8 protein-coding genes, 7 tRNA genes and 2 pseudogenes are annotated in these 13,139 nt (G+C 60.5%); 12 read left to right on the forward strand and 5 right to left on the reverse strand.

Going from position 1 to position 13,139, the window contains the following annotated elements; genetic code table 11:
* Positions 1–51: 51 nt before the first annotated feature.
* Positions 52–967: pseudogene (locus tag ACTG2U_RS01710) on the reverse strand (DMT family transporter).
* Between the two features lie 173 nt (positions 968–1,140).
* Between ACTG2U_RS01710 and ACTG2U_RS01715 the strand changes: the two are divergent.
* The 3 genes and pseudogenes from ACTG2U_RS01715 to ACTG2U_RS01725 all read left to right on the forward strand — a co-directional run bounded on the left by ACTG2U_RS01715 (position 1,141) and on the right by ACTG2U_RS01725 (position 4,837).
* A pseudogene (locus ACTG2U_RS01715) lies at positions 1,141–2,019 on the forward strand (helix-turn-helix domain-containing protein).
* A gap of 262 nt (positions 2,020–2,281) precedes the next feature.
* Positions 2,282–3,919 (forward strand): ATP-dependent endonuclease, encoded by a 1,638-nt coding sequence (locus tag ACTG2U_RS01720; protein WP_124929339.1) that lies wholly within the window; start codon positions 2,282–2,284, stop codon positions 3,917–3,919.
* 198 nt (positions 3,920–4,117) lie between these two features.
* Complete coding sequence (locus ACTG2U_RS01725; protein WP_335812906.1) at positions 4,118–4,837, forward strand: hypothetical protein; 720 nt, start codon at positions 4,118–4,120, stop codon at positions 4,835–4,837.
* Positions 4,838–4,931: 94 nt separating this feature from the next.
* Here ACTG2U_RS01725 and glgX read toward each other — a convergent pair whose 3' ends face one another.
* On the reverse strand, positions 4,932–6,995 hold the full coding sequence (gene glgX, locus ACTG2U_RS01730; protein WP_439973934.1) for a glycogen debranching protein GlgX: 2,064 nt from the start codon (positions 6,993–6,995) through the stop codon (positions 4,932–4,934).
* Between the two features lie 196 nt (positions 6,996–7,191).
* Between glgX and ACTG2U_RS01735 the strand changes: the two genes are divergently transcribed.
* From ACTG2U_RS01735 to yjjG, 9 genes are all read left to right on the forward strand, one after another.
* Positions 7,192–7,268, forward strand: a tRNA-Met gene (locus ACTG2U_RS01735).
* Positions 7,269–7,363: 95 nt separating this feature from the next.
* Positions 7,364–7,440: transfer RNA gene (locus tag ACTG2U_RS01740), tRNA-Met, on the forward strand.
* A gap of 88 nt (positions 7,441–7,528) precedes the next feature.
* Positions 7,529–7,605, forward strand: a tRNA-Met gene (locus tag ACTG2U_RS01745).
* An 87-nt stretch (positions 7,606–7,692) separates the two neighbouring features.
* A tRNA-Met gene (locus ACTG2U_RS01750) sits at positions 7,693–7,769 on the forward strand.
* 88 nt (positions 7,770–7,857) lie between these two features.
* Positions 7,858–7,934 (forward strand) — tRNA-Met (locus tag ACTG2U_RS01755).
* An 88-nt stretch (positions 7,935–8,022) separates the two neighbouring features.
* A tRNA-Met gene (locus ACTG2U_RS01760) sits at positions 8,023–8,099 on the forward strand.
* 87 nt (positions 8,100–8,186) lie between these two features.
* Positions 8,187–8,263: transfer RNA gene (locus tag ACTG2U_RS01765), tRNA-Met, on the forward strand.
* 171 nt (positions 8,264–8,434) lie between these two features.
* Positions 8,435–9,934 (forward strand): M17 family metallopeptidase, encoded by a 1,500-nt coding sequence (locus tag ACTG2U_RS01770; RefSeq protein WP_439975100.1) that lies wholly within the window; start codon positions 8,435–8,437, stop codon positions 9,932–9,934.
* A gap of 14 nt (positions 9,935–9,948) precedes the next feature.
* Positions 9,949–10,629, forward strand: coding sequence for a pyrimidine 5'-nucleotidase (yjjG, locus tag ACTG2U_RS01775; RefSeq protein ID WP_042055441.1), 681 nt, complete (start codon positions 9,949–9,951; stop codon positions 10,627–10,629).
* 116 nt (positions 10,630–10,745) lie between these two features.
* Here the strand turns inward: yjjG and ACTG2U_RS01780 are convergent, their stop codons facing one another.
* The 3 genes from ACTG2U_RS01780 to dusC all read right to left on the reverse strand — a co-directional run bounded on the left by ACTG2U_RS01780 (position 10,746) and on the right by dusC (position 13,036).
* Entirely contained in the window at positions 10,746–11,465 is a 720-nt protein-coding gene (locus ACTG2U_RS01780) for a substrate-binding periplasmic protein (protein ID WP_080764942.1), read from the reverse strand.
* 160 nt (positions 11,466–11,625) lie between these two features.
* Positions 11,626–11,994, reverse strand: a complete 369-nt coding sequence (locus ACTG2U_RS01785; RefSeq protein ID WP_019445807.1) for a TraR/DksA family transcriptional regulator — start codon at positions 11,992–11,994, stop codon at positions 11,626–11,628.
* A 97-nt stretch (positions 11,995–12,091) separates the two neighbouring features.
* On the reverse strand, positions 12,092–13,036 hold the full coding sequence (dusC, locus tag ACTG2U_RS01790; RefSeq protein ID WP_439973935.1) for a tRNA dihydrouridine(16) synthase DusC: 945 nt from the start codon (positions 13,034–13,036) through the stop codon (positions 12,092–12,094).
* Positions 13,037–13,139 lie beyond the last annotated feature (103 nt).

Raw genomic sequence — 13,139 nt, forward strand, 5'->3', positions numbered from 1 at the left:
CCATCAGAGTCGTCACAGATTGGATCAGCGTTACCTTAGGGGCTGACTGGCTCAGGAGCAAGGGTCGTTTGCTGCCTTGGCCGGTCGAATGCGCCATTCGCTTAAGGGCGGCGCGAAGATCACCAGATTGCCGATGAGGCTGATCACCACTCCGGCCACCGAGACCGGCTGCCAGACAAAGCCTTCATAAAAGGTGGATAGGGTAAGCGCCACTAGCGGAAAGAGCACGGTGGCGTAGGAGGCCTTGCTGGCACCGATGCGCCCCACCAGCGTCAGATAGGCGGTAAAGGCGATCACCGAGAAACAGGGCGAGGTAGACCATGGCCGCCAGATAGTGGCCATCGGTCGGCACCACCAGTTGCTGCCCGAGCAATATGACCCAGCCCAGCAACAGCACCACGCCGTAAACCATGCCCCAGGGCACCAGTTGCAGTACGTGGTAGCCGTGGCGCTGGCCCCGGGCCGAGACCAGATTGCCCAGCGAAAAGCAGAGGGTGCCGCCGCAGGCGAGCAGCAGCCCCTTCCAGCCGTTTGCACCCAGTTGCGCATCTGCCAGCACCGGCCAGAACAGTAACAGGGTGCCAAAGAGCCCCAGCAAGGAGCCTTGCAACCAGCGCAGGGTGGGGCGCTTGTTCTCGAACAGCCAGAGGTTGAGGCCGTTGAAGATGCTGGCACTGGCGAAGATCACCGCCGACATGCCGCTCGGGATATAGCGTGTGGCGTGGTAGAAGCAGAGAAAGTTGGTGGAAAAGAGCAGGGCACCGAGCAGCGCCGCATAGCGCTGGCCATGCCACGGCAGGCGCGGAAAGCGGCCGCTGGCGGTGAGCAGTGCAAACAGTGCCACCGCTGCCAGCAGGAAGCGATAGAGCACCGAGACCTCGATGGGGATGGGGCCAAGTTGCCAGGCGATGGCAATCCAGGTGCTGCCCCAGATAAGCACGGTGGCAAGATAGAGCATCAGATTCATCACAGTTCCGGTGAGTCAGGGAGAGATGACCCACTATGGGGCGAGCCCTGATGGCTGGATTGCACCATCTTGCGGTTTTTCATCGCCCTGCGCTGTCATCTGCGGGCGCGGTCGGTAAGATGGATGGCAGCGGGATAACCCGTACACATAACCGGAACAGGCGGCAGGGGCGAATGAAAACAGCAGGGGTATTTGATGCACTGGTCAGCACCGGCGCCCGGCTGGAGGACGCCTGCTGGCTCGAACCCGGGCTTGGCGTCGCCAGTTGGCGCAACTGCTATGACCAGACCCGCTATCACAAGCCGGGCCACCACACCCTGAGCGTCTATCTGCAAGGAGGCGAGCAGACCGAGCGACTCGATGGGCCGGGTGGCCACGGCGGCACCGGCAAGGTGTGCATCATGCCGGATCACCACAGATCCGAGTGGCTGGTGCGCGAAGAGTTTCGCTTCTTTCATCTCTACTTCACCCCGGCTCACCTCACCCGTATCGCCGAGGAGGTGTGTGACAAGGAGGGGCGCCACCTGCAACTGGTGGACAAGACCTTTATCGACGATCCGCAGGCGGCCGGACTGGTGCAGCGCTAGGTGATGCAACTGCAGTGGCAGCACGGGGTCGATCGGCTGGCGCTTTCCCACGGCGCCTGGATGTTGATCCTCCACGCCTACCGCCACCACACCGAGGAGGCTCCCGGTCTGCCGCCTCTGCGCGGCGGGCTGGCGCCCGTGGTGATCAAGCGGGTGCAGGAGTATCTGCAGGCCCATCTGGCCGATTCGGTCACGCTGGCAGAGCTGGCCCAGCAGGCGGGGCTGAGCGAGTATCACTTTGCCCGCATGTTCGGCCAGAGTCTCGGCTGCCCGCCCCACCGCTATCTGCTGGGGCTGCGGCTCAAACGGGCCAAGCAGCTGTTGGCTGGCCCCGAGCCACTGGCCAGTATCGCCAGTCAGTGTGGCTTCTCTTCCCAGGCCCATTTCGGTAATCGTTTTCGCGAGGCGTTTGGTTTGACGCCGGGGCAGTGGCGGGCACAATTGTCATCTTCCCGTCACAGATAACCCTGAGACTTTGGGCAAAAGAGGTGTACTCTCTACCACTTATCCATTGAAAGGAATGCCCATTGAATTATCGCAAACGTCAAATCCGTACCCGTCATCTCTGGTTCAGCCACTGGAATGCCCCGCAAGATCGCACCGCTGTCGTTACCCCTCCCGAACCTGCAGTGCCTCACAGTTCACGTTGAAAAAGCCCCGCCTGCGATAGGATTTTTCCGGTAACTTTGCCACTATTGCCCCATCACAATGATGTGGACATGGCTGGATGTTTCTGGAACGTATTGAAGTAAAAGGTTTTCGCGGGATTAATCGCCTGTCGCTCGGGCTGGATCACACCACAGTGCTGATTGGTGAAAATACCTGGGGCAAATCAAGCCTGCTGCGCGCCCTCTGGTGTCTGCTGGGGCAGGATGCCGAGCCCTATCAGTTCACCGCCGAGGATTTTCACCAACCGGAAGATCCCGAATTGGCCCCGGCGCGCCACCTGCAACTGGTGCTCACCTTCAGTGAGCACAGACCCCAGATGTGTCAGCACTCCCGTCGGCTGGCCCGTCTTTGCCCCTCCTGGGTGCTGCACAAGGACAAATTCCACCGCATTCACTATCGCGCCAGCGCCGAGCTGCAGGCGGATGGCTCTGTGCTCACCATTCACGACTTTCTCGACGGGGTAGGCAAGAGCTTGCCCATCGCCAACACCCACGAGCTTGTCTGCATGCTCATCACCATGAACCCGGTGTTCCGGCTGCGGGACGCCCGTACCGCTCGCAACGGGGTGGAGACATTGCAGTGGGGAGATCTCTCCGAGCATCGCTTGAGCGAGCTGGCGGACAAGCTGATCGACGAACCCCAGCGGATCGGCGAGCCGGAGCTCAAAGAGGCGTTGCAGGCGGTGCGCCAGCTGATGGATCACTATTTCAACGCCCTGGCCCCCATCAAGAACAAGCCGCGCAGTCAGCGCGACATCATCAATCGCCCCATGACATTGCGCAATCCGGGCAACCTGCATACCCTGCTGCGCCGCGCCGATAACCGTGCGCTGCAGTTGGCGATGGCGGGGATGGCGGCTACCTTGTTGCAGGCGCGTGGCAACCGCGAGCTGGAGGAGGGGGCCCGTCCCATCATGATCCTGGAGGACCCGGAGAGCCGGCTGCACCCGACCATGCTGGCGCTGGCGTGGGGGCTGCTGGAACAACTGCCGGGCCAGAAGCTGCTCACCACCAACTCGGGGGACTTGCTCTCTTCCCTGCCGCTCAATCAGGTGCGGCGGCTGGTGCGCCGTCAGCAGGATATCCTCTGTCACCAGCTGGGGGGGGAGCGTTACAGCAGCGACGATCTGCGCAAGATCGCCTTCCATGTGCGGATCAACCGCCCCATGTCGCTGTTTGCCCGTTGCTGGCTGCTGGTGGAGGGGGAGACCGAGATCTGGCTGCTCTCCGAGCTGGCCCAGATCTGCGGTTACAGTCTGCGGGCCGAAGGGGTGCGGATCATCGAGTTTGCCCAGTGCGGCCAGTCGCCGCTCATCAAGGTGGCGCGGGATTTTGGCATCGAGTGGCACCTGCTGACCGATGGCGACGAGGCGGGGCTCAAGTATGCCACCTCGGCCCGTGGCCAGCTCAAGGGAGAGCGGGAGCGGGACCGACTGACCCAGCTCCCTGCCGCCGACATCGAGCACTACCTCTATCACAACGGTTTTGAAGCGGTGTTTCGCCGCGAGGCGGGGGTGGGCGGGCGCGCCATGTGGAGCGCCAGTCACATCATCAACAAGGCGATCCATCACCGCAGCAAGCCGGGAATGGCGCTGGCGGTGGTGGAAGAGGCGGAGCGGCTAGGCGCCGAGCATATTCCGCCGGTGATCCGCCAGATGTTTGCCCGGGTGGTGGCGCTGGCCCGCGGTCAGGGCTAACGCCAGCGCCGTATCCCGTCCCTATGGACATGGCTGCCAGCAGGGCGCCCCTCAAGGTGAGCCCTGCTGGCGACAAATTGCCCCTGATTGTTTGCCCACGATTGTTTGTCGCGATTGGGGATAGCCGCCGGTTTGGGTATACTCGCCCCTCTCTGGCGCCCCGGTGGCGCACCTCGAATCTTTACTGCTGGAGGCGTCGTGTTCGTCCAACTCCCTTTTTGGCTCTTTCCTCTCACCGGATTGATGGCGCTTGGCGCCCTGATCGCCCTCGGCATCGTGCTGTGGCGCGGTGATATCTGCCCTGGCCAGCGCTCGCGCATCACTCAGCAGCTCTTCTCCATCTGGGTCATTACCGCGCTCTCCCTGATGCTGGCGGTAGAGGCCAAGGCGGCCAGCTGGCTCATCTGGAGTGGTGGGGGCGCACTGGTGCTCGGAGTCGGCTTGTCACTGGCCCAGTCACGGCTGGAGGGCAAGCGTTCAGTCCCCTCGACACTGCTCTGGCTACCAGCGTTGCCGCTCGCTCTCTATGGCTTCGGGCTGCTGCAACTGCAGGGCTGGGTGAGCGGCCTGCTGCAGATGGCGATTCTGGGGGCTGCCTTTGCCCACCTGATGCTGCTGCGGGCCCGTCATCGTCTCAAGGCATTCAACACCCTGTTGCCACTGGCCGGTCTGATGGGGGCGATGGCCAGCCTTGTCTGGCTGGCAGTGCTGGTGGGCTGGCAAGGGGGTGAGGCCAATCTCGATGCCCTGATCCCGGCGGTGGTGACCCAGGCAGCGCTGCTGGTGGCCTCTCTGCTGCTCTGGTTCAGCCCGCTCTACTTGCAGCGTGATACCGCGCCTGTGGTGGTCTCCACCTCCCTGTGTGGCCTGCTGATCGCCCAGATTGCCGCTACCAGTGTGTTGCACCAGCTGATCTGACACTGGCGCTGAAAAGAGAAAGCCCCGAGCCAACACTCGGGGCTTTTGCATATCTGGCTTGCAGGTATCGCTGCTATCAATTCACAGCAATCGATCAATAGAAATCGTCGGCCCCGCAGATAAAGAGGCAACTGCTGCGCGGCTGGGCGAGATACTCCCGGGTCAATCCCTCCAGCGGCATGCCGAAGGTGCAGATATCTTGCGGCGAGGGGAGGGCGGTATCGAGGATCCGCCGCCAGTAGCCGCCGACCCCCTTGGGGGGGCTCGGCAGGTTAAAGGTGAGGGGTTCCCAGTAGGCGTTGAACAGCACATAGAGCGCCAGCTTGGTTTCGCTCGACAGCGCTGACATGGCGATGGCGTGGGAGTGGGGGCTGAAATCCGGTTGCCCGGCGTTGACCCCGTGCCAGCAGATCTCGCTGTGGCGCAGGATCTCGGTGAGCGACAGCGGCATGCTCTCCTGCTCCGGGCGCTGGAACAGGTGTTTGCGGTACTGGATCAGCTCCTTCATAAAGCGGAACATCTCCTGACTGCGGGCATTGGGCAGCCAGTTCATCCAGCAGGTGGCATTGTCCTGACAGTAGCCGTTGTTGTTGCCCCGCTGGGTGCGCAGCAGCTCATCCCCCATCAGCAGCATGGGGGAGCCCACCGAGAGCAGGGTCGCCACCATCATGTTTTTGGCCTGGCGCATCCGCAGGGCGTTGATCTGGGAATCTTCCGTTACCCCTTCATGGCCGTGGTTCCAGCTGAAGTTGTGATCGCAGCCGTCACGGTTCTCCTCCCCGTTGGCCTCGTTGTGCTTGCTGTTGTAACTGGCCCAGTCCCACAGGGTAAAACCGTCGTGGCAGGTAACGAAGTTGATGCTCTTCTCGGGATCGGCGTGGTGATAGTGGTAGATGTCGGGGCTGCCGCAGAGCCGCTCGACAAAGGCGGTGACGCTGTTGTCATCCCCGCGCAGAAAGCGGCGCACATCATCCCGGAACTGGCCGTTCCACTCACGCCAGCGGGCGCCGGCCAGTGACCCCACCTGATAGAGCCCCCCCGCGTCCCAGGCTTCGGCAATTAGCTTGATGTCGGCGATGTTGGGGTCGGTATCTATAGTGCGCAGGGTCGGCGCATTGGCCTGCGGCTGACCCGATTCATCCCGCGACAGAATGGCGGCCAGATCAAACCGAAAGCCATCGACGTGCATCTCCTGACGCCAGAAGTGGAGGCTGTCCATGATCATCCGCAGCACCACCGGATGGGCGCCGTTGAAGGTGTTGCCGCAGCCCGAATAGTTGGTGTCCTTCTGGTTGTTGTCGAGGATGTAGTAGGCCTCGTTGTCGATGCCGCGAAACGAGAAGGTGGGGCCATCATCACCCCCTTCGGCGGTGTGGTTGTAAACCACGTCCAGGATCACCTCGATATTGGCCTTGTGCAGCGCCTTGACCATGTCGCGAAATTCGGTCAGCGGATCATCGCCGCAGGCGTATTGGGCGTGGGGGGCGAAAAAGGACATGGGGCTGTAACCCCAGTAGTTGGAGAGTCCTTTGGGCGCATCCTGAGGATCGAACTGGAACACCGGCAGCAGCTCGACGGCGGTGACGCCGAGAGATTGCAGATAGGGGATCTTCTCAATCAGCCCGAGATAGGTGCCACGTAGCGCCGGATCGACCCCGGAGCTCGGGGACTTGGTAAAGCCCCCCAGATGCAGTTCGTAGATCACCGAGCGGGAGAGGGAGTGAGCGGGCAGTTTGTCCCCTTCCCAGTCGTAGTGGCGAGTATCGACCACCTTGTTTTTGGCGCAACAAGCCAGATTGCTGCCTGGACGGGCCGCCGCCCATCGATCGTAATTGGCGCCAAGCTCGATGCTGCGGCCGTAAGGGTCGAGCAACACTTTCTCGGCATCGAAGCGGGTGCCGCCATATGGGCGCCACGGGCCCTGAATGCGATAGGCGTAACGCTGCCCGACCGAGATCCCCTCCACATGGATATGCCAGTAGTAGGCGGTGCGGTTGAGGCGCGGGGAGAGGGGGATCACCTCGGGGGTCGCATCGTCTGCGCTTGCGAAGAGCAGCAGTTCGACCCGGCTGGCGAGGCGTGCCCAGATCGCAAAGTTGACGCCGTTACTGTCGGGTGTGGCCCCCAACTGACGGCAGTGACCGGCGGAGATGCGCATATTCTACCTACCCAAAATGAGGAGTGTTCACCTTATTGAGTGTAGTGCCGGATGCCTGGCAAGGACTCGATTGCCTGAAAAAACAGCATGATGCTGCTAATGACCGCACTATTTGTCCGATTAATCTACGAATAAACTTTTTTTGAGATATTTACTTGCAATCTGTGCGCTGGCGCCTATTATTGGCGACCTCAGACGCGGGGTGGAGCAGCCCGGTAGCTCGTCGGGCTCATAACCCGAAGGTCGTCAGTTCAAATCTGGCCCCCGCAACCATCTGAGATCCTGACCAGTCAAGCCGGTGTAACCGGTTGGTGGGAAAGGAGAAATCGAACTGGCTACTGCTCGGCCACTTCGAGAAAAAAATCGGACGCGGGGTGGAGCAGCTCGGTAGCTCGTCGGGCTCATAACCCGAAGGTCGTCGGTTCAAATCCGGCCCCCGCAACCAACTCTTTCGTCAGCTTGCGATTGTGTAAACAGTCGAAAGCAGGCAAACGCCACCAAGCCACTGCTCGGCTTGAGGGTGACAATTCGGACGCGGGGTGGAGCAGCTCGGTAGCTCGTCGGGCTCATAACCCGAAGGTCGTCGGTTCAAATCCGGCCCCCGCAACCAACTTTTCGTCAGCCTGCGATTGTGTAAACAGTCGAAAGCAGACAAACGCCACCAAGCTACTGCTCGGCTTGAAGGTGACAATTCGGACGCGGGGTGGAGCAGCTCGGTAGCTCGTCGGGCTCATAACCCGAAGGTCGTCGGTTCAAATCCGGCCCCCGCAACCAACTTTTTCGTCAGCCTGCGATTGTGTAAACAGTCGAAAGCAGACAAACGCCACCAAGCTACTGCTCGGCTTGAAGGTGACAATTCGGACGCGGGGTGGAGCAGCTCGGTAGCTCGTCGGGCTCATAACCCGAAGGTCGTCGGTTCAAATCCGGCCCCCGCAACCAACTTTTTCGTCAGCCTGCGATTGCGTAAACAGTCGAAAGCTGACAAACGCCATCAAGCTACTGCTCGGCTTGAGGGTGACAATTCGGACGCGGGGTGGAGCAGCTCGGTAGCTCGTCGGGCTCATAACCCGAAGGTCGTCGGTTCAAATCCGGCCCCCGCAACCAACTCTTTCGTCAGCTTGCGATTGTGTAAACAGTCGAAAGCAGACAAACGCCACCAGGCTACTGCTCGGCTGAGGGTGACAATTCGGACGCGGGGTGGAGCAGCTCGGTAGCTCGTCGGGCTCATAACCCGAAGGTCGTCGGTTCAAATCCGGCCCCCGCAACCAACTTTCTGTACGTTCCCTTCCTGTATTGCAAATCATTGAACAATCCGTCTTGATGCTCGTCATCGTCTGGTGATTGCTGCTATTTCTGACGCTTTTTCAAGACCAAAACTGGTCGTATCAACCATTTGTTGGGTATCATCAGGTATCTCTTCATGGATGAGGCACGCGCCTGTGATCACTCCCTTCACCTATCTTCCTCCTGCTATTGAAAGCCGGGATGCCACGCTGGCCGAAGCCCTTGCCCAAGGGCTGCCGTTGCAACTGCTGCTGATCGCCGAAGAGCAGAAGGAGTCCTTGCTTTCGCTCCCCGCCCTTGCGGGAGTCAAGACCCAGCTTGCGCTGGGGAAAAAAGCGCCCTTTACCCTGATACATGGCAATACCCTGTTGCAGGTGATGTTTGTGGCCGGCAGTGTGACGCGGGATCACCGCCTCTATAAACAGATCCGAGGCTGGATTGCTCCTCTTTCTGGGCTCAATGTGGAGCGGCTCGGGCTGCATCTGGAAGGTTTTTCTCCCTCCGAGCGAGTGATGCTGGCCGAAGTGATGTTGTCGGCCCTGCTGGCCGCCAATATTTCGTTGCCCACCAGCAAGCGCCGCAGTGAAAGCAGCTGGAGCTATCAGCAGATCAAGGTTTCACCCGCGGTGGTGCTGGACTTGGCACGCCTTTACAGCGAAGCGGGGGGCAACGGGCTGGCTCGCCATCTGGCGGTGTTGCCTGCCTCCGAGTTGACGGCCGCCAGCTATCGCGAGTTTGTCAGCAAGCTGGCGCAAGATGAGGGGTGGCAGTGCCATCACTATGATCAGGCGCAGCTGGCCGAGCTGGGGGCGGGGGCGTTTCTGGCTGTTGCTCGTGGCTCGGAAGACAATCAGGGGGCCATGGTCAAGCTCAGCTACTATCCACCCAAGCCGGTGCGCCGCATTGCGTTGGTGGGCAAGGGGATCTGCCACGACTCTGGCGGTTACAACCTCAAGGTCTCCGGCAGCATGTATGGCATGCATCTGGACATGGGGGGGAGTGCAGTGGCGCTCGGCACCCTCTACGCTATCAGCCGAGCTCAGCTACCGTACGAGGTACACTGCTGGCTGGCCATTGCCGAGAACCATATCGGCCCTCACGCCTATCGCCCTGGCGAGGTGGTGACCGCCATCAATGGCACCTCCATCGAGGTGGTCGATACCGATGCTGAAGGGCGGATGGTATTGGCCGACACCCTGGCGATGGCGGTGCAGGATACTCCGGATCTGCTGCTCGATTACGCGACCCTGACCGGGGCCTGCAAACGGGCGCTGGGTAGCCGCTACAGCGGCGTCTTTACCAATCGCAGCGAATGGATGACATCGCTGGTCAATCTGGGTCAGCGCAGCGGTGAGCGGATCTGGCCCTTCCCGCTTGATGACGATTACGACGACAACATCGAGAGCGAGTGGGCCGATCTGTTGCAGTGTGCACCGGGCAGTTCGCCGGATCACATTGATGCGGCCCGTTTCCTCGCCCACTTCGTGCCCGAGCAGACCCCCTGGCTGCACTTCGACCTGAGCGGATTTCGCAACAAGGGGGGCAATGGGGTAGTCTCCAGCGAAGTGACCGGCTTTGGCGTGCGTCTCACGCTGGATCTGCTGGCCAGCCCGCTTGGCAGAGTTGGTCGCCAAGCCTCTGAACAATCTGAATGATAACAAGGAGTTCTGTGAAAAAACCAAGCTATGACTGGGTGCTGTTCGATTTGGATGAAACCCTGCTCGATTTTCCGGTCGCCTCTGCGCTGACGCACACCCTGCAGATCTATGGCGTACAGGCTGATGACGCCAGCATGGCGCAGTACCACGCCCTCAACCACGGGCTCTGGCAGCAGTACAACGACGGCGAGATCGATGCAACGGCGTTGCAGCAGACCCGCTTCTCCCTCTTTGCCCAGCAGGTTGCCGCCGATCCCATGGCGATGAACAACACCTTTCTGGAGCAAATCATTGCCCTTAGCATGCCTCTCGAAGGGGTGGTCGAGACCCTGCAGCAACTGCGCAGCAAGGTGCGGATGGGGATCATCACCAATGGTTTCAGTGTGCCTCAGCGGGGGCGGCTCGGCAAACTGGGCTGGAGCGAGTGGTTCGAGCCGCTGGTGATCTCCGACGAGATCCGGGTGACCAAGCCGGCGCCAGCCATTTTCCAGCACACTCTTTCCTTGATGGGACAGCCAGATCCGGCCCGGGTGCTGATGGTGGGGGATAACCCGAAAACCGATATTGCCGGGGCGGCGGCGCAGGGGCTGGCAACCTGCTGGTACAACCCGGCGCGGCAAGCGGGCGAGTGCGATGCCACACACGAAATCCACCACTTCGCCCACCTTGCCGACATTGTGCTGGGACGCTGATAGCCAGGCTTAGCCATCACGTTATCGGTGACCAAAACGTCCTGGCAAGTTGCAACCAGGGTTGTTTGAGACAGGATTGGGTTTGCTTGAGACAGTAAGGGGAGCTGATGCTCCCCTTACTTATGAGTGTTTTCCTGTGAATGCAGGGATCTGAACTGATAGCGATCGAGGATCTGCTGATAGTCGGGGCTCTGTTTCAATTGATCGATAGCCTGATTGATCCGCTGCAGTTGCGCTTCTGTGGTGCTCTCTTTGCTAAGCATCAGGTGAACCGGTGTCTGTTCGATATGCAGCAGAATATACAGCTTGTCCTGCACGCCATCCTTACCCTGCCACTCCTGCAGTCCGTGGGGATCCAGAATAAACCCTTGGATCCGTCCCCCTTGCAACATCTTCAGCAGCTGATCCAGCCGCAGGCGCATCTGCAAACGGGGCTGCAGCTCGGGCCTTGCCATCAACTGGCGGAAGGTATTGCCGTAATCAAAGCCCTTGAGCACCCCGATATGGAAGTCAGGGGTGTTGATCAACTGCTCCAGGGTGTTGATCCCGCGCCAGCGATCGGCATCTTGCCGACGGATGACGATGGCCGTCTCCTCTTCCCGATAGGGGTGGCTGAAGCGGGCATATTGCTGCCGCTCGGCGGTGATATTGGCTGACATGGCCAGTTGAACCGTGCCGAATTTCAGCTCGTGCAGCACGCGAGCCCAGGGCATTTCACTGAATTTGGCCTGATAACCGGCCCGCAGAAAGATGGCATTGAGCAGCTCCACATCCAGTCCGCGGAGCTGTTGCTGTTCATTGCGATAACTGAAGGGCTGCCAGTCGACCCAGCCCACGACCAATGACTCTTGTGCCGTAGCCTGGCAACACAAACACCATAACAACAAGAGTCTGTACACAACGCATACCCTCGAACAGGCTGATACGGTGAGTATTGGACAGGAACGACGGAGTAACCAGTGCTGAGGGTTGAGCGGATGCACAGATGTGCATCCCTCACAGTTCGTGGGCGTGGAATCCCTTGCGATAGCGGGCTTCGCAGCGCGGGCAGCGTTGCAGGGTCGGATCCTGTTCCAGCTGTTCGATGGAAAGCGGCTCTTCACAATCGGAGCAGAGGCCATAGAGGCCGAGATCCATCTGGCAGAGTGCCGCATCGATCCGCTTGAGGCGGGCCACGCTCTGCTCAACCTTCGGCAGATCCAGCCGGCTGGTCAGTTCCACCAGTTGATCCTGCTCGCAGTGACCGACCTGTTCGGCCCACTCGTCACGGCGGCAGGCTTTGAGCTGACCGATCAGCGTTTCTCGTACTTGGGCCCAGTCTGACAGCAGGCGATTACGCCAGACAGTCAACTGTGCTTGCGTCATTTCACACACATTATCCCCCACAGGACAGACGACAGATTTGGGGCAGTATAGGGATCCGATAACTCTATCAAGATGATATGCGTCAAGTTAAACGTGGTTAGCCGTGGCTTTTGGCTGCTTGCAGCAGGGCATCGCGGATCGGATCCGTCTCTTTGAGCACCCGGATCTCCTGAAACAGCTGGTCCGCTTCGGGATATTCCCGCTTGAGATAGCTGAACCACTGTTTGATGCGGCTGGGGTAGTAGTCGGCTTTTTCGCTGGCCAGATCCTGCTCGGTATAGCTCACCATCAACTGCAGCACCTCGGCCCAGCTCATGTGCGGGCAGCCGGTTTTCATCACGTTGGCCAGATTGGGCAGGGAGATGGCGCCGCGCCCGACCATCAGGGCATCACAACCCGAGGCCTTGGCGCAGGCGAGGGCATCTTTGTGATCCCAAATCTCGCCGTTGGCGGTGACGGGGATGGGCAGGGCGCGGCGAATGGCGTCCACATACTCCCAGTGGGCGGGGGCCTTGTACCCTTCGCGCTTGGTGCGCGCATGAACGGCCAGCTCGTTGGCGCCCCCCTGGAAGACCGCCTGAGCGTTCTCCAGATAGAGATCCTTGTCATCGTAACCGAGGCGAATTTTGGCGCTCACCGGCAGATGGGCGGGCACCGCCTCGCGCACCGCCTTGACGATGCGGTAGATGGTCTCGGGCTCTTTGAGCAGCACAGCGCCACCCTTGCTCTTGTTGACCGTTGGGGCTGGACAGCCGAAGTTGAGATCGACGCCGGGGGAGCCCAGCTCGATGGCGCGCACGGCGTTCTCGGCCAGCCACTCGGGGTGTTGCCCCAGCAGTTGTACCCGCACCGGGGTACCTGCGCGGGTTTTGCCATCTTGCAGCAGTTCAGGGCAGAGGCGGTAGAACACCTTGGCGGGCAGCAGCTGATCGACGACCCGGATAAACTCGCTCACGCAGAGATCGTAATTATTGACGGAGGTGAGTACCTCCCGCATCAGGTGATCCAGTACCCCCTGCATGGGGGCCAAAATAACGCGCATAACGGCTTTCCGACGAGAGTGGCAAGAAAAAAGAGCGCAGATTGTAGTGGGGTTGCGGCCCGCTGTCAGCACCCGCTCAAACTCTGTTAGGCTAGAGGGAGAT

The organism is Aeromonas sp. 95A (genome assembly GCF_051919235.1).
Classification (GTDB): Bacteria; Pseudomonadota; Gammaproteobacteria; order Enterobacterales; family Aeromonadaceae; genus Aeromonas; species Aeromonas veronii.